The following is a 21385-nucleotide window of genomic DNA, read 5'->3' on the forward strand; positions in this document are numbered from 1 at the left end:
CGAGCATTACCGTGGGACATCGAGGCCTCCTGGCGATGGTTGAACTGAACAGCTCCATCAAGCCAGGAGGCCTCTTCACACGCCCCGAAGTGTCACCAACGTCACGGCCGAGTACACCTAGAGCGCCTCGTGGCGCTCCGGCTCATCGACTGACGGCGTCGTCCCCGGGTGCGGCGGCACCGGCGTCGGCATCCGCGTTCGTGCGGGTCCCGGCGGCCAGCTCGGCCGTGCGCGTCGCGCGGACCTTGCGGCGCTGGTCGACGAACGCGACCGCGGCCACCACGGTCGCGATGCCGCCCGCGACGAGCGTGCCCGTCACCTCGCCGACGCCGTCCGCCTGCACGGCGGCCACGAGGATCGCGACGGTGAAGGCGGCGATGACGACCCCGACCGCGAGGATCAGCCAGGAGAGCAGGCCCTTCGCGCGGGCGTCGGGGGTGCGGGTGGCCATGCGCCCATCCTCCCACGGGCGTCGCGGGGTGCCGGGTCGGCGGCCGCCCGTGCATCCGATGGGAGACGGTGACGCGGGAAGCGAGCGGGCGTAGCGTCGGAGACGTCCCATCCACCGAACGAAGGAGCGCGAATGAGTGCAGACGACAAGGCCCAGAACACCGGCGAGAAGCTCGCGGGGAAGGCCAAGGAGGCCTTCGGCAAGGTCAGCGGCGACGACAGCAAGGTCGCCGAGGGCAAGACGCAGCAGTCCGGAGCCAGCGCCAAGCAGGCCGGCGAGAACATCAAGGACGTCTTCAAGAAGTAGGACTTCCGGAGGGACGTCCCTCCTGAGAGGCGAGGGGCCGGGTGTCGAGCATCCGGCCCCTCGTCACGCCCGGGGGCCGGCCCGCCGCCTCAGACGGTCGGATCCCCGTCGGCCAGCGCCCGGAGCGCGCGGCGGTCGGGCTTGCCGGACGGCAGGCTCGGCATCGCGTCGATCCCCCGGACGAGCGTGGATCCCGCGACGCGTCCGAGGCGCGCGGCGAGCTCGCGCCGCACGCGCTCCGCGAGCTCGAGATCCACGACGCCGGGCACGAAGACGACCGGGCGCTGCCCCCACCCCGCGTGCTCGCCCGGCACCGCGACGGCCTCGCCGAGGCCCGCCCGCCACGCGGCCAGCGACCGCACGGCCTCCTCCACCGCGGCCAGCCGCAGCTTCTCGCCGCCGGAGATCACGACGTCGTCGAGGCGTCCGATGATGCGCAGCACGCCGTCCACCAGCTCGCCGCCGTCGCCCGTGCGGTACCAGCGGCGGCCGTCGTGCTCGGCGAACGCCGCGTCGGTCGCGGCCGGGTCGCCGAGGTAGCCCTCCGCGAGCATCGGGCCGGCGAGCTCCACCTGGCCGTCGACTACCGCGACCTCGGCCGTCGCGACCGGCACGCCGTCGTACACGCAGCCGCCCGCGGTCTCGCTGGATCCGTAGGTGCGCACCACGCGCCAGCCCAGCGCGGCCGCGCGGTCGACGAGGTGCGGCGGGGTCGCCTGGCCGCCCACGAGGATCGCGTCGAGGCCGCGGACGGCGTCGCGGATCCGCCGGGTGTCGTCCCCGGTCGCCGCCCGGTCGACACCCGCGCCTCCCTCCGCCGCGTCGACGAGCCGGTGCAGCTGCGTGGGCACGAGCGACGTGTAGCGGGCCACGCGCGCGTCGAGGGATCCGGCGAGCTCCGCGAAGGCGCGCGGGTCGAAGCTCCCGGGTGCGAGGACGGCGGGCGCCGTGCCCGCCGCGATCGAGCGCACGATCACCTGGAGGCCGGCGATGTAGTGGGTGGGGAGCGCGAGGATCCATTGACCGGGCGCCCCGAGCGCCGCCTGCGACGCGGCGGCGCTCGCCAGCAGCGCGTCCGACGACAGGGCGACGCGCTTCGGCCGGGAGGTGGTGCCGGACGTCTCGACGACGAGCGCGACCCGGCGCTCGACCTCGGCGGGCGGCGGCGGATCCCCGGCGGCGACGGCAGCGGCGGGCGCGTCCACCGGCCGCGCGAGCAGCGCCGGCCCGTCGCCCGCGAGCGCCGCGCGGAGGAGCGGCACGACATCGGCGCCCGAGGCGGTCAGGCGCGCGAGCGGCCTCACGGGACGAGACCCGCGCGGATCAGAACTGCCACGGATACGGCGACCAGTCGGGCGCGCGCTTCTCGAGGAAGGAGTCGCGGCCCTCGACGGCCTCGTCCGTGCCGTAGGCGAGCCGCGTGGCCTCCCCCGCGAACACCTGCTGGCCGACCATGCCGTCGTCCACCGCGTTGAACGCGTACTTGAGCATGCGGATCGCGGTGGGCGACTTGCCGAGGATCGTCTCGGCCCAGTCGAGCGCGGTCGACTCCAGCTCGGCGTGCGGGACGACGCGGTTCACCGCGCCCATCTCGTACATGCGCTGGGCGCTGTGCTCCTCGGCGAGGAAGAACACCTCGCGCGCGGCCTTCTGGCCGACCTGGCGGGCGAAGTACGCGGATCCGTAGCCGCCGTCGAACGAGCCGACGTCCGCGTCGGTCTGCTTGAAGCGGCCGTGCTCGGCGGAGGCGATCGTCAGGTCGCACACCACGTGCAGCGAGTGCCCGCCGCCGGCCGCCCAGCCGGGGACGACCGCGATGACGACCTTCGGCATGAAGCGGATCAGCCGCTGCACCTCGAGGATGTGCAGGCGTCCGGCGCGCGCCGGGTCGACGCCCTCCGCGGTCTCGCCCTCGCCGTACTTGTAGCCGTCGCGTCCGCGGATCCGCTGGTCGCCGCCGCTGCAGAACGCCCAGCCGCCGTCCTTCGGGCTGGGCCCGTTGCCGGTGAGGAGCACGACGCCGATGCGCGGATCCTGCCGGGCGTCGTCGAGCGCCTGGTACAGCTCGTCGACCGTACGCGGACGGAACGCGTTCCGCACCTCGGGCCGGTCGAACGCGATGCGCGCGATCCGGCCCGTGAGGTCGTGGTGGTAGGTGATGTCGGTGAAGTCCTCCGCGAGGGGGACGTCGCGCCAGCGGGTGGGATCGTGGATGTCAGAGACCTGCTTCACCATGCGTCCAGCCTAGGCGGCACCCCGCCGGGCGCCCGCGGGTGCGAGGCTGGTTCCATGCTCCCCGCCCTCGATGACCTCCTCGCCACCGCCCGCGTCGTCGCCCTGCCGCTCCGCACGCGCTTTCGCGGCCTCGACGTGCGCGAGGCCGTGCTGATCGAGGGGCCGCTCGGCTGGACGGAGTTCTCGCCGTTCACGGAGTACGACGACGCCGAGTCCGCCGCCTGGCTCGTCGCCGCGTTCGACTTCGGGTGGACCGCGCCGCCCGCGCCCCTGCGGGACCACGTGCTCGTGAACGCGACGATCCCCGCCGTCGAGGCGTCGCGCGTCGCCGAGGTGCTCGCGCGCTTCCCGGGCTGCCGCACCGCGAAGGTCAAGGTCGCCGAGCGCGGCACGACGCTCGCGGACGACGTGACGCGCGTCGCCGAGGTGCGCCGCCTGCTCGGCCCCGAGGGCCGCGTGCGCATCGACGCGAACGCGGCATGGAACGTCGACGAGGCGGAGCACGCGATCCACGCCCTCGCGGAGCACGACCTCGAGTACGCGGAGCAGCCGTGCGCGTCGGTGGAGGAGCTCGCCGAGCTGCGCGGGCGGATCCGCCACCTGGGCGTGCCGATCGCCGCCGATGAGAGCGTGCGCAAGGCCGATGACCCGCTGCGGGTCGCCCGGGCCGGCGCCGCCGACCTGCTGGTGATCAAGGCGCAGCCGCTCGGCGGGATCCACCGCGCGCTGCGGATCACCCGCGACGCGGGCCTGCCCGTGGTGGTCTCGAGCGCGCTCGACACGAGCGTCGGGATCTCGATGGCCGCGCACCTCGCGGCCGCGATCCCCGAGCTCCCGCACGACTGCGGCCTCGGCACGGTCTCGCTCTTCGTCGAGGACGTGGTGGCCGAGCCGCTCGTGCCGGTCGACGGCCGGATCCCGGTGCGGCGCGTGACGCCGGACGCGAGCCTCCTGGACGCCCACGCTGCCGACGCCGACCGCCGCGCCTGGTGGCTCGACCGGATCCGCCGCACGCACGCCGTGCTCGCCCGCGCGTGACCCGATCGGCGGCAGCGCGAGCGGCGGCAGCCCGAGCGGCTACAGCCCGCTGTAGGTGTGCAGCCCCTTGAAGAACACGTTGACGACGCCGAAGTTGAACATGACGGCGGAGAACCCGATGATGGCGAGCCACGCCGAGCGCGACCCGCGCCAGCCGCGCGTGGCCCGCGCGTGGATGTAGCCGGCGTAGAGCACCCAGATGATGAAGGTCCAGACCTCCTTGGTGTCCCAGCCCCAGTAGCGGCCCCACGCGCGCTCGGCCCAGACGGCGCCGGCCATGAGCGTGAAGGTCCAGAAGATGAAGCCCACGATGTTGAGGCGGTACGCCATCGACTCGAGCGTGACCGAGTCGGGCAGCGTGGCGAGGAAGCGCATCTTGGCGGCCTGCGCGTCGGCGGCCAGCGACTCGCGCCGGAACTGCAGCAGCTGCACGCCCGAGAGCGCGAACGCGAGGGCGAAGAAGCCGGTGCCGAGCGCGGCGACGAAGACGTGGATCACGAGCCAGTACGACTGCAGCGACGGCGGCAGCGGTGCCACCTCGACGCGGTACTGGACCACCGCGATGCCCAGCAGGATGAGGATGAGGCCCGTGACGAAGGTGCCGAGGAAGCGCAGGTCGCGGCGCGTGAGCACGATGAGGTAGACGCTGAGGATGAGCAGCGTGCCGGTCATGGCGAACTCGTACATGTTGGCCCACGGCACGCGCGAGGCGGCGAGGCCCCGCAGCACGGTGGCGATCGCGTGCGCGACGAACCCGACGACGAGCAGAACCATGGCGACGTTGAGGCTGAGGGATCGGCCGGCGGCGACGGGCGCGCCCGGCCCGGTGGCGACGCGGCCACCGCCTGACGACGCGGGCTCGCGCTCGATGGTGGTGGTGCCTCCGCGGCGCGCGGCGGTGGCGCCGACGGCGGAGGGCTGACGTGCCGCGGTGGTGGCCGCGTCCGCCACGAGCGCGGAGCGCCGCGCGAGGTCGAGGGCGAACGCGATGAACGCGGCCGCGTAGAGCCCCATCGCGACGATGAGCGCGATGAGGGAGACGTCGTCGAGCATGGCCGTGTTCACGAGTGGAGCCTAACTTCTGCATCTGACACGGCGTCCGGCGTGAGACCGGCGACGTGCGTGGAGGCCAGGGCCGCGACGGCGGCCTCCAGCGTGGGGTCCTCGCCGCGGGCGAGTCCCGCGTACTCGAGGGTCGTGGATCCGTCGGCCTGCGGCACCGCCTTCACCCACACGCGCCGGCGCGGCACGAAGAGGGAGGTGAGCAGGCCGCCGAGCACGAGGATCGCGAACAGCAGCACCCAGCGCTGCGTCGGGTCGTGGTGCACGTCGAACGAGACGAAGCGCGGCACGGAGTCGAGGCTCACGCTGCCGAGGCCGTCGGGCAGGTCCGTCGTCTGGCCGGGGGCGAGCTCGATGGACTGGACGCCCGTCTTGCCGCCGGTGAGCTGCGTCAGGTTCCCCGTGTCGAGCGTGTAGACGGACGTCGGCACGCCGCCGTCGATCCCGAGGTCACCCGTGTAGACGTTCAACGTCAGCAGCGGGTTGTCGAGGTCGGGGTAGGAGGAGAAGAACGGCGCCTTCTCCGCGCCCTGCGTCGGGTAGAAGAAGCCGAGCATCCCGACCTGCTCGCGCAGCCCGTCCGGCACCTTGACGACGCCGAGGGACGTGAGCTTCGCATCCTGCGGGAGGAACGGCACGTCGGCGCTGTAGACGACGGTGCCCTGGGGATCACGCACCGTCACGTGCGGCGCGTACCCGTTGCCGAGCAGGTACATGTCGGTGCCGCCGATGGCCAGAGGGTCATTGACCTTCACCTCGCGGTCCTGCGGCTGTCCGCCCGGCACGTCCGCGGTGACGTCGGCCGTGAAGTCGAGCGGCTGGCCGATGGCGTTCGGGTTCTCCTGCTCGTACTGCACGTGCAGGGCGTTGAGCTTCACGCGGTACGGGGTGAGCGATGAGTCGTCGAAGAAGCGGCCCGGGTTGAACGAGTCGAAGGTGGAGAGCGTGTTCACGAACGACTGCCCCTCCACGAGCACCTTCTGCCCGGAGTAGCCGAAGCCGCCGCCGATGCCGACCGTGACGAGGATCCCCACGAGCGCGGAGTGGAAGACCAGGTTGCCGGTCTCGCGCATGTAGCCGCGCTCGGCCGAGACGGAGAGCACGCCGCCCGCGTCCGACGCGTCGTCGACGAGGACGGTGCGGTAGCGCTGGCGCTTGAGCAGCGCGCGCGCCTGGCGGATCGCGTCGACCGGATCCGCGGTGGTCGCCCGCGTCGTGTACCCGGCGAGGCGGGAGAGCCGGGCGGGCGTCTTGGGCGGCGCCTGGCGGAGCGCATCGAAGTGGTGCTTGGCGCGCGGCACGACGCAGCCGATGAGGCTGATGAACAGCAGCAGGTAGATGGAGGAGAACCAGACGGAGCTGTACGTGTCGAACACCTGGAGCTTGTCGAGGATCGGGTACAGGTCCGGGTTGTCGGCGCGGAACTGCGTCACGCCGTTCGGGTCGGAGCTGCGCTGCGGCACGAGGGATCCGGGGATCGCTGCGAACGCGAGCATCAGCAGCAGGAACAGCGCCGTGCGCATGCTCGTGAGCTGACGCCAGAACCACCGCAGCGTGCCGAGGAAGCCGAGCTTGGGCTGCGTGATGGGCGCCCCCTCGCGCGGCGCCTGCCGCGGGGAGTCGACGTGGTCAGATGGCCGGGACATACGTGGCGATCACCCCCTGGAGCTGGAGCATCCACGCCGACCAGAGGCCGGAGACCATGAGCACGCCGGTGATGACCAGCAGCGCTCCCCCCACGAGGTTGAGGGTGCGGATGTGGCGACGGAGGAACCCGACGGTGCGCGTCATCCAGCCGAGGCCGAGGGCCACGAGGAGGAACGGCACGCCGAGCCCGATGCAGTAGGCCACCCCGAGCAGCACGCCGCGGCCCGCGTCGGCCGAGGTGAGGCTCATGGAGATGACGACGGCGAGCGTCGGGCCGATGCAGGGCGCCCAGCCGATGCCGAACACGACGCCGAGGAGCGGCGCGCCCGCGAGGCCGGTCGCCGGGCGCCACGAGCTCTTCACCTGCCGCTGCAGGAAGCCGAGCCGACCGGTGAAGACGAGTCCCATGACGATGAGGACCACGCCGAGGATGCGCGTGATGACGTCCTGCCAGCGCATGAGCCAGAAGCCGGCCGTGGCCGAGACGAGCGTGGTGACGATGAAGACGGCGGAGAAGCCGAGCACGAACAGCGCCGTGCCGAGGAGCAGCCGGCGACGCGTCGCCGATCCGCCCTTCGCCTCCGCCATGCCGCCGATGTACCCGAGGTAGCCGGGCACGAGCGGCAGCACGCACGGCGACGCGAACGAGACCAGGCCCGCGAGCAGCGCGAGCGGCACCGCGACGAGGAGCTGGCCGGAGAGGACGCTCTGGATCTGGTCCACCTACCCCGCCGCCTCGGCGACGGTGTCCTTCACGAGCGTGCGGAGCACCCCGGGGTCGATCTGCCCGAGCACCCGGGAGGCGACGCGCCCCTGGCGGTCGAGGATGATGGTGGCGGGCACGGCGTTCGGCGCGATGGTGCCGGCGAACGCGAGCTGCATGGACGTGTCCTCGACGTCGAGGACGGACGGGTAGGTGATGCCGTAGGTCTTGTCGAAGGAGTCGACGTTCGGGCGCTGGTCGCGCGTGTTGACGCCGAGGAACTTGACGCCGTCGGGCGCGTGCTCCTCGCTCGCGGCCTGCAGGTCCTTCGCCTCGAGGCGGCAGGGCGGGCACTCGGCGTACCAGAAGTTGAGGACCGTGACGGCGCCGACGTAGTCAGCCGAGGTGATCTCCGTGCCGTCCGACAGCGTGCCGGAGAACTCGACGGGTGCCGCGCGCTCGGCGAGCGGGATCTCGGTGAACGTGCCGTCGCCGGCGATGTAGCGCTTGTTGTCGCCGGCCTTGAACTCGGCGGCGAGCGGATCCTCGGTGCAGCCCGAGAGCGCGACGGCACCCAGCACGGCGGATGCGGCGGCGGCGAGGATGCTGCGACGGCTGACGCCGGGCATCACACCGCCCCCTGGTCGACGGCGTCGGCGGCGAGACCGGCCGCCGGGTCGATGTAGCCCGTCTCGACGAAGCGGTCGCCGACGCGCTCGACCGTGGTGATGCTCGACAGGGCGCAGCGGCGCTGGCGCGGGTCGTGGAAGAGGCGCTCGCCCGAGAGGGAGAGGTGGACCATCCAGATGGGCAGCTGGTGGCTGACGATGACGACGTCGCCGTCGGGCACGGAGCGGTACGCGGCCTTCACGGCCTCCGCCATGCGCGCGGCGATGGAGCGGTACGACTCGCCCCAGCTGGGCTTCACGGGATCGACGACCAGCGGCCAGAGGCGCGGCGAGCGCGCGATGCGGGCGGGCGAGGGGAACTTGGATCCCTCGAAGCGGTTGGTGGGCTCGATGACCCGCTCGTCGGTCTGGACCTCGAGGGCGAAGCGCTCGGCCCACGGGGCCGCGGACTCCTGCGCGCGCTGCAGCGGCGAGGCGATGACGCGGTTGACGGGGGCACCCGCCTCCTCCAGCGCCTGCGCGGCGGCGTCGGCCATGCGGTGGCCGAGCTCGGAGAGGCCGTATCCCGGGATGCGTCCGTAGAGGACTCCGTGCGGGTTGTGCACCTCGCCATGGCGGACGAGATGGATTCGTGAGGCGACCACCCGTCAAGTGTAGGTGGCGAGCAGATGTACAACCGCCGAGGATCAGACGCAACCCCCTGCGCTAATCATTCGTCCCCAATAAGATTGTGCGCACCGGTGGGGGCCGGCCTCTCGAGACCGGCTTCGACCGGATATTACGTGTGTATACAAACGTTTGGGCCCCAAAGGAATCGCACGCTAAGTTAGGTGCTCGAGGTCGTGATCCGGCCTCCCAGCGAGAGCCCTGTGGAACACGGGACCTCGCAGAGACCCCCGTCTAACGGACGCGGGCCCGCATGACGATGCCGTCCGCGACGGCACGGAAGGAACGGGCACCATGACGATGACACCGACCAGGACCACGGCCGCCGAGACCGCCTCCGACACCGAGCTCGACCACATCGAGTCCGCCCGCCCCGTGGATCCGTACGCGGACTCCGACCTCCCCGAGCCCTCGCTCGTCACCCCCGGCGCCAGCACCGACGCCGTGAAGGACTACCTGCGCCAGATCGGCCGCGTGCCGCTGCTGACCGCCGAGCTCGAGGTGAGCGTCGCCCGCCGCATCGAGGTGGGCGTGCTGTCGCAGGAGGTCCTCGACACCCGCACCGACCTCACCCCCGCCGAGCGCCGCGAGTACCAGACGCTGGCCCAGGACGGGATGCGCGCCAAGCAGCACCTCGTGAACGCGAACCTGCGCCTCGTCGTCAGCATCGCCAAGCGCTACACGGGCCGCGGCCTGCCGTTCCTGGACCTCATCCAGGAGGGCAACATGGGCCTCGTCCGCGCCGTCGAGAAGTTCGACTACCAGGCCGGCTTCAAGTTCTCGACCTACGCGTCCTGGTGGATCAAGCAGTCCATCACCCGCGGCATGGCCGACACGAGCCGCACCATCCGGATCCCCGTGCACACGGTCGAGCACATCAACCGCATCAACGCCGTGCAGCGCGAGCTCGGAGACGAGCTCGGCCGCGACCCCTCCATGGAGGAGATCGCGCGCGAGTCCGACACGCCCGTCACCAAGGTGCGCTACCTGCTCGACCGCGCGCAGGAGCCCATGTCGCTGCAGGTCCTCGTGGGCGGCAGCGGCGGCGACGGCGACACCGAGATGGCCGACCTCATCGAGGACGCCGACGTCACGCAGCCCATCGACGTGGTGACGCAGCAGCTCATGGCCGCGCACGTCACGCGCCTCATCGACGGGCTCGCCGAGCGCGACGCCGAGGTCGTGCGGATGCGCTTCGGCCTGGCCGGCCTCGAGCCGCGCTCGCTCGCCTTCGTGAGCCAGCAGCTCGGCGTGACGCGCGAGCGCGTGCGCCAGATCGAGAAGAAGGTGCTCGCCAAGCTCCGCATCCCGGAGCTGGAGATGTACATCCGCGGCTGATCCCGCCGCACGACACGAGGGCCGTCCGCGCACGTCGCGGGCGGCCCTCGTGTGCACGAGGTCGCCCGGCTTGATCCGGTCAGGCGGAGTCGCGGATCACGAGGTCGGTCGGCAGCACGATGCTCGCGGGCCGCTCCCCCTCGATCACCTGCATGAGCAGGCGCACCATCTCGGAGCTGACGCGGTCGAACGGCTGCCGCATCGTGGTGAGGGCCGGCGACGCGGTGGCGGCGACGGGCGAGTCGTCGAACCCGCCGACGGCGACGTCCTCGGGCACGCGGCGGCCGCGCTCGGCGAGCACACGCAACGCGCCCGTCGCCATGAGATCGTTGGCGGCGAACACCGCGTCGAGGTCCGGAGCCCGTTCGAGCAGCTCGGCCATCGCCCGCGCGCCGCTCTCCACTCCGTAGTCCCCGACCGCGACGAGCGCCGGATCGAAGGCGTCGCCGAGCTCGGCCCGATATCCCTCGAGCCGCTTCGTGCCGCCCGAGGTGTCCGGCGGGCCCGTGATCGTCTCGACGCGCGTGCGCCCGAGGCCGCGCAGATGCGCCGTCATGGTGCGCGCGCCCTCCTCGTCGTCCGCCGCGACGTAGCCGAGGCTCCGCTCGAAGCCGAGGGGCACCCCGCACGCGACGACCGGCACGCCCGCGAGGTGGATGTCGTTGACGAGGTCCCGCGCTCCGCTGTGCCACGACACGAGCAGCACGCCGTCGATGTGGCCCGCGATGATGAACTCCTTCGCCCGCCGCTGCTCGTCCGGCGTGCCCGCCATGATCAGCACGAGCGACACATCGCGCTCGGCGAGCGCCTCCGCCGTGCCGCGCATCAGCCGGGAGAAGTTCGGGTCCTCGAACAGGAGCTCGTGCCGCTCCGTGAGGAGGAACGCCACAGAGTCGGATCGGCGCGTGACCAGCCCTCGGGCGTGGGGGTTCACGCGGTACTGCGTCTTCTTGATCGCCGCGTTGACGGCCTGCAGCTTGTCCGCGCTCACCCAGTGGCCGCCGTTGAGGACGCGGGACACGGTGCCCCGGGACACCCCCGCCTCGGCCGCGACGTCCTCGATGGTGGGACGCCGCCTGCCGCTTCTGGTGACCATGGCGCGAGTCTAGGGTCGCCCCCCCTTACTTGACGGCGCCGGCCGCGAGGTCGACGCGCCAGAACCGCTGCAGCAGCAGGAACATCGCGATGAGCGGCAGGATCGACAGCAGGGCCCCCGTGATCACGAGCGTGTACATCGACGGCGCCGACGCCCCCTGGTTCAGCAGGCCGTTGAGCCCGACCGTGAGCGGGAACAGGCTGTCGTCGCCGAGCATGATGTACGGCAGCAGGAAGTTGTTCCAGATCGCGACGAACTGGAACAGCAGGATCGTGACGAGGCCCGGCAGCATCATCGGCATCGCGATGCGGTGGAACACGTACATCTCTTTCGCGCCGTCGGTGCGCGCCGCCTCCATGACATCGGTCGGCACGGACGCCGCCGAGTAGATCCGAGCGAGGTAGATGCCGTAGGGGCTGATGATCTGCGGCAGCAGCACCGCCCAGTACGTGTTGGTGAGGCCCACCTGCGCCATCAAGAAGTACTGCGGGATGGCGAGGATCACACCGGGGACCAGCACACCCATGAGCAGTACGGTGAACACGGCGTCGCGGCCGGGGAACGCAAACTTCGCGAGCACGTAGCCGGACAGCGCGGAGACGTAGGTGGAGAGGATGGCGCCGACGCCCGCGTAGAGGGCGGTGTTGAGCATCCAGCGCCAGTAGATGCCGTCGCGGTAGGCGCTGAGCTCGGCGATGTTCGCGAACAGGTTGGCGCTCGGCGCGAACGTGAAGGTGGAGAACAGCTCGCCCGAGCTCTTGGTCGAGGCCATGACGACCCAGACGACGGGCAGCAGGCAGTAGACGGCGCCGAGGATCAGGATGACGGTCGCGACCGCGCTGGGACGACCGGGCGCGCGGCGGCGCGGGGCGAGCGGTGGGGTGAGGGCGCGCTCGCCAGCGGCGCGCGGGGCGGTGATCGTGGACACGGGTCAGTCCTCCTGTCCGAAGGCGCGCTTCTGCACGACGCGGAGGAACAGGAACGACACGAGGAACGTGGCTCCTGCGATCACGATCGAGCTGGCGGCCGCCGAGTAGATGTCGTCGCGCGTGAACGCGTCGCGGTAGATCTTCATGAGCGGCGTCCAGCTCGTGGAGAGGGTGTTGGTGAGGGGACGCAGCGTCGTCGGCTCGGCGAAGACCTGCAGCGTCGCGATGATCGAGAATAAGCCGGTCATGATGAGCGATGGCGTGATGATGGGGATCTTGATGCGCAGCGCCACCTGCACCTCGCTCGCGCCGTCGATGCGGGCGGCCTCGTAGATCTCGGTGGGCACGGCCTTGAGGGACGTGTACATCACGATCATGTTGAAGCCGACGCCGCCCCATAGCGCGATGTTGGCGATGCCGAACATGATGAGGCCGCTGGACAGCACCTCGGGTGCGTCCCATCCGACGAGGTCCGCGAGGTAGTAGAAGGGGCTCACGGCCGGCAGGTAGAGGAAGCCCCAGAGCAGTGAGCTGATGACCGCCGGGACGGCGTAGGGCAGGAAGATCGCGACGCGCGAGAAGCCCGTGGCCCGGGAGCGCCGGGAGTCGAGCAGGAGCGCGAACAGCAGGGCGAGGCCGAGCATGCACGGGATGAGGATGAGCCCGTAGAGGAGGACCCGGCCGACCGACGCGGCGAACTCGGGATCCCCGAGCGCACCCGCGTAGTTGTCGAGCCCGGCGAAGACCGTGGTACTGCCGCCCGAGCCCAGCCCGAGGCCCACGACCTGCTTTCTCTGGAAACTGAGCATCAGCGTGTAGACGATGGGGGCGAGCATGAACAGGGCGAACAGGATGATACCCGGGGCGAGCATCGCATAGGGCACCAGCACGCGCGAGCGGAACGTGCCGTGCGTGCGCGGACGCGCCGCGGGGAGGCGCGGTGCGGAGCCTGCGCCGGTGGGGGTCGGGCGCGCGGGCGCCGCCGTCTCGGTCACGTGGGAGACCTCTCTGTCTGGGGATGCGCGTCGGCGCGGATGGCGCCTCGGGCGCCGGGGGATCCGCCGGCCGGCATCGTGCACCGACCGGCGGAACGGTGGGGTCACCTGACCGTGAAGCCGTTCTTCTCCATGTCGGCCACCGTGATCCGCTGCATGGCGTCGACGGCCGCGAGGAAGTCGGCGCTCTTGCGGCTGTCAGCGGCCTTCGCGAACTCGTCGTTGAAGGCGCTGTACGCGACGTTGACGTTCGGACCGTAGGTGAACGGCGCGATCGAGTCGGCAGCCTCGGCCGCGACGTCGTAGAAGTCGGGCTGCGAGCTGAAGAACTCGGGCGCGGTGTCGAGCGCGTCGGCCACTGCCTCGGTGTCCGCCGGGTAGACGTTCGAGATGTCGGCGAGCGCCTTCACCGCCTCCGGGTCGGTGTTCAGCCACTTGGCGAACTCCACGGCCGCTTCCTTGTGCTCCGACTGCGTGGTGACGGCGGTGGTGGATCCGCCCCACGTGCCGGTCGCGGGCGACGACGCGTCCCACTGCGGCAGCGGTGCCGCGGCCCACTTCCCCGCAGTGTCCGGCGCGTTGGAAGCGAGGACGCTGGGCGCCCACACGGCGCTGATCCAGCCGACCTGCGTGCCGTCGTTCAGCCCCTGGTTCCACTCCGGCGTGTACATGGGCTTGTTGTCGATGGCGCCGGACTCGACGAGGTCGCCCAGTACGACGCGACCTCCTCCGTGGGCTGCGCCGCGATGCCCACTCCCCACGCGTCGCCGTCGATGGACCACCAGGAGGCACCCGCCTGCTGCGCGAGTCCCGCGAAGGATCCGGCGTCGCTCGCGGAGAACGTGCCGAGGCACTGCGAGGGGTCGGCCGCGTGCACGGCGTCCGCCGCGGCACGGTACTCGTCCCACGTCGTCGGGACGGCGATGCCGCGCTCGGCGAGGATGTCCGCGCGGTAGAAGAGCATCATGGGTGCGACGTCCTGCGGGATCGCGTAGACGGCGTCGCCGCCCAGGGTCACGCTCGACCACACGCCTGCGCTGAAGTCGCCCTCGAGGTCTCCGGCGCCCTGCTCGGAGATGTCCGCGATCGCGTCGGCGGAGACGAGGGTCGGGATTTTCTGGTACTCGGCCTGCATCAGGTCCGGGGCGCCGCTGCCTGCCTTGATCGCGGTGAGCAGCTTGGTGACGGCGGGGTCGCCGCCGTCCTGCTTGTTCACGGTGACCTGGATGTCGGGGTTCTGCTGGTTCCAGATGTCGACGACCTTGTCGAGGTCGGGCGCCCAAGCCCAATAGCTGAGCTCGACGGGCCCGTCGTCTGCTGCGCCCGGGGCGCATCCGGTGGTGATCAGCACGGCGGCAGCTGCCGCCGCGACCGCGGCTGTGCGGATGGATGTGCGCATTCGTCCTCCTTGGCGAAAGGCTGAGTGGGAGCGCTCACGCAGAGCACAGGCCGTCGGGTGACGAGATACGGGTCGACGCTGACTGTGAGCGCTCTCAGTAACGCACAGCACAAAGGGCGTGTCAATTACCCGTGATGCGGTCGTTACCTCCCGAACTGCGTGTGTTAGAACTGGGAGCGCACACAGTCAAAGGAGATGACATGGATCCGGATCGCCGCGACAGCCCGCGCCCGCTCACCTGGCCGCGCGGCACCGAAGCCCTGCGATACGGCGGTGACTACAACCCGGAGCAGTGGCCCCGCGAGACGTGGCACGAGGACGTCCGGCTGATGCGCGAGGCTGGCGTGAACCTCGTGAGCATCGGCATCTTCTCGTGGTCCGTGCTGGAGCCGAGCGAAGGCGTGTACGACTTCGCGCTGCTCGACGAGGTCATGGACCTCCTCCACGCCAACGGGATCGACGTCGACCTGGGCACGCCCACCGCCGCTCCGCCCGCCTGGTTCTGGGCGCGCTACCCCGACTCGCGTCCCGTCACGCGCTCCGGCACGGCGCTCGGCTTCGGATCCCGCGGCATGGTCAGCCCTTCGAGCCCCGAGTACCGCAGGGCGGCGACGGAGATCGCCCGCCGGCTCGCCGAGCGCTACCGGGACCACCCCTCTCTCGTGATGTGGCACGTGCACAACGAGTACGGCGCGCCCATCAGCGACTGCTACTCCGACCACTCGGTGCGCGCCTTCCGTGCCTGGCTCGAGGCCCGATACGGCTCGCTGGATGAACTCAACCGCGCGTGGGGCACGTCGTTCTGGGGTCAGCGATACGGGACGTGGGACGAGATCGACGCCCCCCGGCAGTCGGCGAGCACCACGAATCAGACGCAGCGGCTCGACTTCGCGCGCTTCACGTCGGATGCGCTCCTCGCCTGTTTCACCGCCGAGCGTGACGCGATCCGGGAGCACACGCCCCATCTGCCGATCACCACGAACTTCATGGCATCGAGCTGCCCGTCCATCGACTACTGGCGGTGGAGCCGGGAGGTCGACGTCGTCGCGAACGACCACTACCTCACGGCCGAGCGCCGGGACAGCCACGTGATGCTCGCGCTCGACGCCGACCTCACGCGCTCCTTCGCGGGCAACCGGCCGTGGATGCTCATGGAGCACTCCACATCCGCCGTGAACTGGCAGCCGCGCAACATCGCGAAGCGGCCCGGGGAGATGGCGCGCAACAGCCTCGCCCACGTGGCGCGCGGATCCGACGCCGTCATGTTCTTCCAGTTCCGCGCCTCCCGCTTCGGCGCGGAGAAGTTCCACTCGGCGATGCTGCCGCACGGTGGCACGGACACGCGGATCTGGCGCGAGGTCGTGGCGCTCGGCGCGGACGTGGCCGCGCTCGCGCCCGTGCGCGGATCCCGCGTCCGCGCCCGCGTCGCGATCCTCTGGGACATCCAGTCGTCCTGGGCGCAGGATCTCGAGTGGCGCCCGTCGGTGGAGCTCGACCACCGCGAGCGCGTCGAGGCCTTCTACACGGCGCTCTGGCACCGGGGTGTGACGGTCGACTTCGCGCATCCGCACCACGACCTGTCGGGCTACGACGTGGTGCTCGCACCCGCCCAGTACCTGCTCGACGAGGAGGGGTCGCGGAACCTCAGGGACTTCGTCGCGGGCGGCGGGCGGCTCGTGGTGTCGTACTTCAGCGGCATCGTGGATCAGGACGACGCCGTGCACGAGGGGATGGCGCCCGGCGCGCTCCGCGACGTGCTGGGGCTCGGCGTGCAGGAGTTCATTCCGCTGCGCGCCGACGAGACCGTGGCGCTCGACTCCGGCGCGACGGGAACCGGCTGGGCCGACGACATCGTGCTGTGCGGCGCCGAGGCGCTCGTGCGCTACGCGTCGGGACCGGCAGCAGATGGACCCGCGATCACACGGAATGCCGTCGGATCCGGCGCCGCCTGGTACGTCTCGACGCGCCTCGACCCGGCGGCGCTCGACGCGCTGCTCGCCGACGTGCTGGCCCAGGCGGGCATCGACGCGGAGCCGGCCCCGGACGGCCTGGAGCGCGTGACGCGGCACGGCGATGGCGAGGCGTTCACCTTCCTCGTCAACCACGCCGACGATCCGCGGACGGTGGCGATCCGCGGCGCCGAGCTGCTCACCGGGACCGAGGCGGACGGGGCGCTCGAGGTGCCGGCAGGCGCGGTGCGGGTGGTGCGCACGGCCGGATGACCGGACCGTGGACGAGCGGATCCGCGGGCCCGGTCCTGCGGATCCGCTCAGAAGAGCGCCCACTAGCCGTTAGTGCGCATACAGTCGTGTTCCACCCCATCGGAAGGCGTCGCGACGCGCATCCACGTCGACGACGACAGCAGGCGGCTCGATGACGAGCCGCGGAGAAGGAGGAGCAATGGCTCTCACGCAGGCCGCACCCGGCCAGACCGACATCCCCGGCATCAGCTGGTCCCCCGTCGCCGCGGGGCTCTGGGTCGCCCGACGCGGCGACGAGTTCGCGGGTCTCTCCGAGGAGCGGTGGGGCGTCGGCTTCCACGTCACCGACCGCCTCGGCCGCGACGTCGGCGACTTCCCCACGCTCCAGGAGGCGCGCCGCGCGCTCGGCTGACCCGAGCGCCGGGCGGGCGTTGCATGCGCCCGCCCGGCGGCCGATAGCACCTCCCGGCCGCGCTCGCACCGGATCGACGATCGCGCGCGCGCAGGCCTAGGGTCGAGCAGGTGCCTGCCTCCCCCACGCCTCCCGCATCCGACCACCACGCCGCCGACACCGGGCAGGCCGACGGCTTCGTCCGGGTGCGAGGTGCGTCCGAGAACACGCTCCGCGACGTGGACGTCGACATCCCGCGCGACCGGATCGTGGCCTTCACGGGCGTCTCGGGGTCCGGCAAGTCGTCGCTCGCGTTCGGCACCGTCTACGCAGAGGCGCAGCGCCGCTTCTTCGAGTCGGTGGCGCCCTACGCGCGCCGGCTGATCCGGCAGGAGCAGACGCCGCACGTCGAGAGCATCACGGGCCTACCGCCGGCGGTCGCGCTGCAGCAGCGCCGCGGAGCACCGAGCACGCGCTCGACCGTCGGCACCGTGACCACGCTGTCCAACTCGCTCCGGATGCTCATGTCGCGGGCCGGGACGTACCCCGCGGGCCAGGGCCGGCTCGACTCCGACGCCTTCTCGCCCAACACGGCCGCGGGCGCGTGCCCCGTGTGCCACGGGCTCGGCGTCGCGCACACCGTGACCGAGGCGTCGCTCGTGCCGGATCCGTCGCTCTCCATCCGAGAAGGCGCGATCTCCGCATGGCCGGGCGCCTGGCAGGGCAAGAACCTGCGCGACGTCACCATCGCGCTCGGGTACGACGTGGACGTGCCGTGGCGCGAGCTGCCGCGGGAGTCGCGCGACTGGATCCTCTTCACCGAGGAGCAGCCGGTGGTGCAGATCACGCCGCAGCGCGACCGCGTGGCGAAGCCCTACAACGGGCGGTTCTGGAGCGCGCGCTCCTACGTGCTGCACACGCTCGCCGACTCGGCGAGCCCGCGGCTCCGCGACGCCGCGCTCGCGCACATGGTCTCGGGCACGTGCGAGCGGTGCGGCGGGAGCGGGCTCACGCCGGAGGCGCTGGCCGTGACCTTCGCGGGCCGCAGCATCCAGGAGCTCAACGCGCTGACGCTCGCGGACCTCGCGACGGCCATCGCGCCGGCGGACGGCATGGGCGACGTGGCCGTGACCATCACGACCGACCTCGTCGCACGCCTCGCCGTGCTGGTGGACCTCGGGCTCGGCTACCTCAGCCTCGGTCGCGTCACCACGACGCTGTCGCCCGGCGAGATGCAGCGGCTCCGTCTCGCGACGCAGCTGCGGTCGGGGCTCTTCGGCGTCGTCTACGTGCTCGACGAGCCGTCGGCGGGGCTGCACCCGGCCGACGCCGAGCCGCTGCTCGAGGTGCTCGAGCAGCTGCGCGACTCCGGCAACTCCGTGTTCGTGGTCGAGCACGACATGGACGTCGTGCGGCGCGCCGACTGGATCGTGGACGTGGGGCCGGGCGCGGGGCAGGCGGGCGGATCCGTCGTCTACAGCGGTCCCGTCGACGGGCTCCGCGAGGTGGAGGCGTCGGCGACCCGACCGCACCTCTTCCCGGACCTCGCGCCTCCGCGCGCCGAGCGGACGCCGCGCACGCCGACCGGGAGCATCCGGGCGACGGGCGTGACGCTGCACAACCTCGTGGACCTCGACGTGGAGATCCCGCTCGGCGTGATGGTCGCGGTGACGGGCGTGTCCGGATCCGGCAAGTCGACGCTCGTGAGCCGCGTGCTGCCGGACCTGCTGCGGGCCTCGCTCGCGCCCGACCGCGTGGTGGTCGAGCAGGCGGACGACGCGGATGGCGACGACGACGCGTCGGGCCCCGCGCGGATCGCCCGGGTGGAGGGGGCCGACGCCGTCGACCGGCTCGTGTCGGTCGACCAGCGCCCCATCGGCCGCACGCCCCGCTCGACGCTCGCCACCTACACCGGGCTCTTCGACGCGGTGCGGCGCACGTACGCCGCCACCGATGAGGCGCGCGCCCGCGGCTACGGCGCCGGCCGGTTCTCGTTCAACGTCGCGGGCGGGCGGTGCGAGACCTGCCAGGGCGAGGGATCCGTGACGGTCGAGCTCCTCTTCCTGCCGGGCTCCTACGGCCCGTGCCCCACCTGCCACGGCGCCAGGTACGAGCCGGCGACGCGGGAGATCGAGTACCACGGGAAGTCGATCGCGGACGTCCTGGGCATGACGGTGGACGAGGCGCACGGCTTCCTGCAGGACGTGCCGCTCGCGGCCCGCGCCCTCGCGACGCTCCGCGACGTGGGCCTCGGCTACCTGCGGCTCGGCCAGCCCGCGACCGAGCTGTCGGGCGGCGAGGCGCAGCGGATCAAGCTGGCCACCGAGCTGCAGCGGGCGCCGCGCGGCCACACCCTCTACCTGCTCGACGAGCCGACGACGGGCCTCCATCCGGCCGACGTGGTGCTCCTCCTCCGGCAGCTGCAGGGGCTGGTGGACGCGGGCAACACGGTCGTCGTGGTGGAGCACGAGATGGACGTGGTGGCGGATGCCGACCGCGTGATCGACCTCGGGCCGTCGGGCGGCGACCAAGGCGGCCGGATCGTGGCGCAGGGCACCCCGCGGGAGGTCGCCGACGCCGCGGGGAGCCGGACGGCGCCGTACCTCGCGCGGCGGCTCGACGCCTCCTGAGACGGGTCGCGCAGGACGGCACGGGCCCAGCGCGACGTGGGTAGTCTGACCTCTTGCGGTCGCGCCCCGGTGCGTCCGACGCGCTCGCCTCCATCCCGCACGCCCCTAGGAGCACCTCGTGACTGACTCGACCGGTACACCCTCCACGCCCGCGGGCTGGTACGCGGACCCCGCAGGATCCGACCGCCTGCGCTGGTGGGACGGCACGCGCTGGACCGACCACCTGGCCGACGCGCCGGCCGCCGCCGCGGCCTCGTCGTCCGCGGGCCAGCAGGGTGACGTTCAGGGATCCGCGGGGCAGCCCGCCGCCGCTCCGGGCTCCGGCCACGTGGCCCCGGAGGCCCCGGGGGCCGCAGCCGCGCCGCCGGCCTACGGCCAGCAGGCTCCCGGCCAGCCGTACGGGCAGCAGCCCTACGCGCAGGCCGGGTACGCGCAGACGCCCTATGCCGCCCCGACCCCTCCCCCGCAGGTGCCCGCGTCCACGTCCCCGTTCACGTGGGCGATCTGGGTCCTCGCGGCGCTGCCGCTCGTCTCGATCGTCCTCGCGCTGAACGTCGACTACCGCACCGCGCTCGAGATGAGTCCCCGCGGCCCGCGACCCGACGCCCTGGTCGCCTCGGCGATCAGCAGCCTCGTCCAGTTCCTCCTGTGGGGCGGATCCGTCGCGCTCGCGTTCGTCGACTGGCGCGACCTCACGCGCCGCGGCATCGTCCGCCCCTTCCACTGGGCGTGGGCGTTCATCCCCGTCGCCGGCGGCGTCTACCTCATCGGGCGGTCGATCGTCGTCCGCCGCCGCATCGAGGGCGCGCCCGCGAACGCGCTGTCGCCGATCTGGCTCTGGGTCGGGCTCAACGTCATCGTCGCGTTCATCTCCATCGTCAAGTTCGTCGAGGCCTTCTCCACGACGATGCAGATGTACAGCACCGGCCGCTACTGATCCGCAGTCGGCCCGCCCGCCGCACGTCCCGCGCCCCGGTCGGCGCGTCCGCTCACACGAAGCGGATGCGCTGGCCGGGGCGCAGCTGCGCGGCGAGGCGGACGTCGTCGCGGGCGACCACGCCGATGACCGGGTAGCCGCCCGTCATGGGGTGGTCGGCGAGGAACAGGATCGGCCGGCCCGACGGCGGCACCTGGAGCGCGCCGGTGACGACGCCCTCGCTGGGGAGCTCACCCGGGATCCGCCGCTCGAGCGGCTCGCCGTCGAGGCGGACGCCCACGCGGTCGGCCTCGGCGGTCACCTCCCACCCGCGGTCGAGGAGCGCGGTCCAGGATCCGTCGACGAACCAGTCGAGGCGCGGGCCGGGCGACGCGCGGAGGACCACGTCGCCGTCGGCGGGCGCGGAGACCGCGAGCGAGTCGATCGGGGGCACGGGCCGGGCGGGCGCGGATCCGACGGGCAGCACGTCGCCCACCGCGACGGGCGCGGGTCCCACGCGGGAGAGCATGTCGGTCGCGCGGGAGCCGAGGACGGGCGCGACGTCGATGCCGCCGCGCACCGCCAGGTACCAGCGGATCCCCGCGACAGCCGACCCGATCTCGAGGGCGTCGCCGGCGTCGAGCAGCACGGCCGCGGCGTACGGCGCGGGCCGCGACCGGCGGCCCACCGTGCGCACGAGCGGTCCGACGGCGCCCGTGACGGCGACCCACACGGCGGCCGTCGCCCGCAGCA

The 21385-nt window shown here is 72.2% G+C and carries 21 protein-coding genes; 7 read left to right on the forward strand and 14 right to left on the reverse strand.

Features of this window, described 5'->3' with window-relative positions:
* Positions 1-142: 142 nt before the first annotated feature.
* A complete protein-coding gene (locus HDR73_RS04635) occupies positions 143-451 on the reverse strand; it encodes a hypothetical protein (RefSeq protein ID WP_012299851.1) in 309 nt (102 codons plus the stop codon).
* A gap of 132 nt (positions 452-583) precedes the next feature.
* On the opposite strand from HDR73_RS04635, the gene HDR73_RS04640 reads away from it, so the two are divergent.
* A complete protein-coding gene (locus HDR73_RS04640) occupies positions 584-757 on the forward strand; it encodes a CsbD family protein (protein WP_012299850.1) in 174 nt (57 codons plus the stop codon).
* Between the two features lie 89 nt (positions 758-846).
* Here the strand turns inward: HDR73_RS04640 and HDR73_RS04645 are convergent, their stop codons facing one another.
* Together HDR73_RS04645 and HDR73_RS04650 are read right to left on the reverse strand one after the other, a co-directional pair.
* On the reverse strand, positions 847-2061 hold the full coding sequence (locus HDR73_RS04645; protein ID WP_086935920.1) for an AMP-binding protein: 1215 nt from the start codon (positions 2059-2061) through the stop codon (positions 847-849).
* A gap of 19 nt (positions 2062-2080) precedes the next feature.
* Positions 2081-2992, reverse strand: a complete 912-nt coding sequence (locus tag HDR73_RS04650; protein WP_012299848.1) for a 1,4-dihydroxy-2-naphthoyl-CoA synthase — start codon at positions 2990-2992, stop codon at positions 2081-2083.
* 54 nt (positions 2993-3046) lie between these two features.
* On the opposite strand from HDR73_RS04650, the gene HDR73_RS04655 reads away from it, so the two are divergent.
* Positions 3047-4030, forward strand: coding sequence for an o-succinylbenzoate synthase (locus HDR73_RS04655; protein ID WP_012299847.1), 984 nt, complete (start codon positions 3047-3049; stop codon positions 4028-4030).
* A 39-nt stretch (positions 4031-4069) separates the two neighbouring features.
* Here the strand turns inward: HDR73_RS04655 and ccsB are convergent, their stop codons facing one another.
* The 5 genes from ccsB to HDR73_RS04680 are packed head-to-tail and all read right to left on the reverse strand — an operon-like array spanning position 4070 to position 8715.
* On the reverse strand, positions 4070-5095 hold the full coding sequence (gene ccsB / locus HDR73_RS04660) for a c-type cytochrome biogenesis protein CcsB (protein WP_012299846.1): 1026 nt from the start codon (positions 5093-5095) through the stop codon (positions 4070-4072).
* A complete protein-coding gene (resB, locus tag HDR73_RS04665; protein WP_012299845.1) occupies positions 5092-6738 on the reverse strand; it encodes a cytochrome c biogenesis protein ResB in 1647 nt (548 codons plus the stop codon). Before resB ends, ccsB begins: the two co-directional genes overlap by 4 nt.
* Entirely contained in the window at positions 6722-7462 is a 741-nt protein-coding gene (locus HDR73_RS04670) for a cytochrome c biogenesis CcdA family protein (protein ID WP_012299844.1), read from the reverse strand. Before HDR73_RS04670 ends, resB begins: the two co-directional genes overlap by 17 nt.
* Complete coding sequence (locus HDR73_RS04675; protein WP_041465057.1) at positions 7463-8071, reverse strand: TlpA family protein disulfide reductase; 609 nt, start codon at positions 8069-8071, stop codon at positions 7463-7465.
* Positions 8071-8715 carry a histidine phosphatase family protein gene (locus HDR73_RS04680; protein ID WP_041464692.1) on the reverse strand — a complete coding sequence of 215 codons (645 nt, stop codon included), beginning with the start codon at positions 8713-8715 and terminating at the stop codon, positions 8071-8073. Before HDR73_RS04680 ends, HDR73_RS04675 begins: the two co-directional genes overlap by 1 nt.
* 316 nt (positions 8716-9031) lie before the next feature.
* Here HDR73_RS04680 and HDR73_RS04685 point away from each other — a divergent pair, with 316 nt between their 5' ends.
* Complete coding sequence (locus HDR73_RS04685; RefSeq protein WP_012299841.1) at positions 9032-10075, forward strand: sigma-70 family RNA polymerase sigma factor; 1044 nt, start codon at positions 9032-9034, stop codon at positions 10073-10075.
* A gap of 79 nt (positions 10076-10154) precedes the next feature.
* On the opposite strand, the gene HDR73_RS04690 is transcribed toward HDR73_RS04685, so the two are convergent.
* The 5 genes from HDR73_RS04690 to HDR73_RS04710 all read right to left on the reverse strand — a co-directional run bounded on the left by HDR73_RS04690 (position 10155) and on the right by HDR73_RS04710 (position 14494).
* Positions 10155-11171, reverse strand: a complete 1017-nt coding sequence (locus tag HDR73_RS04690) for a LacI family DNA-binding transcriptional regulator (RefSeq protein WP_012299840.1) — start codon at positions 11169-11171, stop codon at positions 10155-10157.
* A gap of 25 nt (positions 11172-11196) precedes the next feature.
* Entirely contained in the window at positions 11197-12099 is a 903-nt protein-coding gene (locus tag HDR73_RS04695; protein WP_012299839.1) for a carbohydrate ABC transporter permease, read from the reverse strand.
* 3 nt (positions 12100-12102) lie between these two features.
* Positions 12103-12972 carry a carbohydrate ABC transporter permease gene (locus HDR73_RS04700; RefSeq protein ID WP_086935963.1) on the reverse strand — a complete coding sequence of 290 codons (870 nt, stop codon included), beginning with the start codon at positions 12970-12972 and terminating at the stop codon, positions 12103-12105.
* 227 nt (positions 12973-13199) lie between these two features.
* Complete coding sequence (locus HDR73_RS04705) at positions 13200-13766, reverse strand: extracellular solute-binding protein (protein WP_256890513.1); 567 nt, start codon at positions 13764-13766, stop codon at positions 13200-13202.
* Positions 13736-14494 (reverse strand): ABC transporter substrate-binding protein, encoded by a 759-nt coding sequence (locus HDR73_RS04710; protein WP_256890514.1) that lies wholly within the window; start codon positions 14492-14494, stop codon positions 13736-13738. The genes HDR73_RS04705 and HDR73_RS04710 overlap by 31 nt, the downstream gene beginning before the upstream one ends.
* Before the next feature lie 200 nt (positions 14495-14694).
* On the opposite strand from HDR73_RS04710, the gene HDR73_RS04715 reads away from it, so the two are divergent.
* The 4 genes from HDR73_RS04715 (at position 14695) to HDR73_RS04730 (ending at position 20653) form a co-directional block, all read left to right on the forward strand.
* The gene (locus HDR73_RS04715; protein WP_012299837.1) at positions 14695-16716 is read left to right on the forward strand and encodes a beta-galactosidase; all 2022 of its coding nucleotides are present in this window, start codon (positions 14695-14697) and stop codon (positions 16714-16716) included.
* A 178-nt stretch (positions 16717-16894) separates the two neighbouring features.
* Positions 16895-17107 carry a hypothetical protein gene (locus tag HDR73_RS04720; RefSeq protein ID WP_012299836.1) on the forward strand — a complete coding sequence of 71 codons (213 nt, stop codon included), beginning with the start codon at positions 16895-16897 and terminating at the stop codon, positions 17105-17107.
* A 110-nt stretch (positions 17108-17217) separates the two neighbouring features.
* Entirely contained in the window at positions 17218-19716 is a 2499-nt protein-coding gene (locus HDR73_RS04725; protein ID WP_012299835.1) for an excinuclease ABC subunit UvrA, read from the forward strand.
* A gap of 118 nt (positions 19717-19834) precedes the next feature.
* The gene (locus HDR73_RS04730) at positions 19835-20653 is read left to right on the forward strand and encodes a DUF2510 domain-containing protein (RefSeq protein ID WP_012299834.1); all 819 of its coding nucleotides are present in this window, start codon (positions 19835-19837) and stop codon (positions 20651-20653) included.
* 52 nt (positions 20654-20705) lie between these two features.
* On the opposite strand, the gene HDR73_RS04735 is transcribed toward HDR73_RS04730, so the two are convergent.
* A partial coding sequence (locus HDR73_RS04735) for a 5-oxoprolinase subunit C family protein (protein ID WP_287136275.1) occupies positions 20706-21385 on the reverse strand: 680 nt, incomplete at its 5' end.

The sequence above is a fragment of the Clavibacter sp. genome (assembly GCF_014802555.1).
Lineage (GTDB): Bacteria > Actinomycetota > Actinomycetes > Actinomycetales > Microbacteriaceae > Clavibacter > Clavibacter sepedonicus.

Coding starts and splice junctions, on each gene's coding strand:
- HDR73_RS04705 (WP_256890513.1), bottom strand. CDS start 13,766: ATGTACACGCCGGAGTGGAACCAGGGGCTGAACGACGGCACGCAGGTC.
- HDR73_RS04690 (WP_012299840.1), bottom strand. CDS start 11,171: ATGGTCACCAGAAGCGGCAGGCGGCGTCCCACCATCGAGGACGTCGCG.
- HDR73_RS04685 (WP_012299841.1), top strand. CDS start 9,032: ATGACGATGACACCGACCAGGACCACGGCCGCCGAGACCGCCTCCGAC.
- HDR73_RS04715 (WP_012299837.1), top strand. CDS start 14,695: ATGGATCCGGATCGCCGCGACAGCCCGCGCCCGCTCACCTGGCCGCGC.
- HDR73_RS04710 (WP_256890514.1), bottom strand. CDS start 14,494: ATGCGCACATCCATCCGCACAGCCGCGGTCGCGGCGGCAGCTGCCGCC.
- HDR73_RS04675 (WP_041465057.1), bottom strand. CDS start 8,071: ATGCCCGGCGTCAGCCGTCGCAGCATCCTCGCCGCCGCCGCATCCGCC.
- HDR73_RS04720 (WP_012299836.1), top strand. CDS start 16,895: ATGGCTCTCACGCAGGCCGCACCCGGCCAGACCGACATCCCCGGCATC.
- resB (WP_012299845.1), bottom strand. CDS start 6,738: ATGTCCCGGCCATCTGACCACGTCGACTCCCCGCGGCAGGCGCCGCGC.
- HDR73_RS04655 (WP_012299847.1), top strand. CDS start 3,047: ATGCTCCCCGCCCTCGATGACCTCCTCGCCACCGCCCGCGTCGTCGCC.
- HDR73_RS04700 (WP_086935963.1), bottom strand. CDS start 12,972: ATGCTCGCCCCGGGTATCATCCTGTTCGCCCTGTTCATGCTCGCCCCC.
- HDR73_RS04640 (WP_012299850.1), top strand. CDS start 584: ATGAGTGCAGACGACAAGGCCCAGAACACCGGCGAGAAGCTCGCGGGG.
- HDR73_RS04635 (WP_012299851.1), bottom strand. CDS start 451: ATGGCCACCCGCACCCCCGACGCCCGCGCGAAGGGCCTGCTCTCCTGG.
- HDR73_RS04650 (WP_012299848.1), bottom strand. CDS start 2,992: ATGGTGAAGCAGGTCTCTGACATCCACGATCCCACCCGCTGGCGCGAC.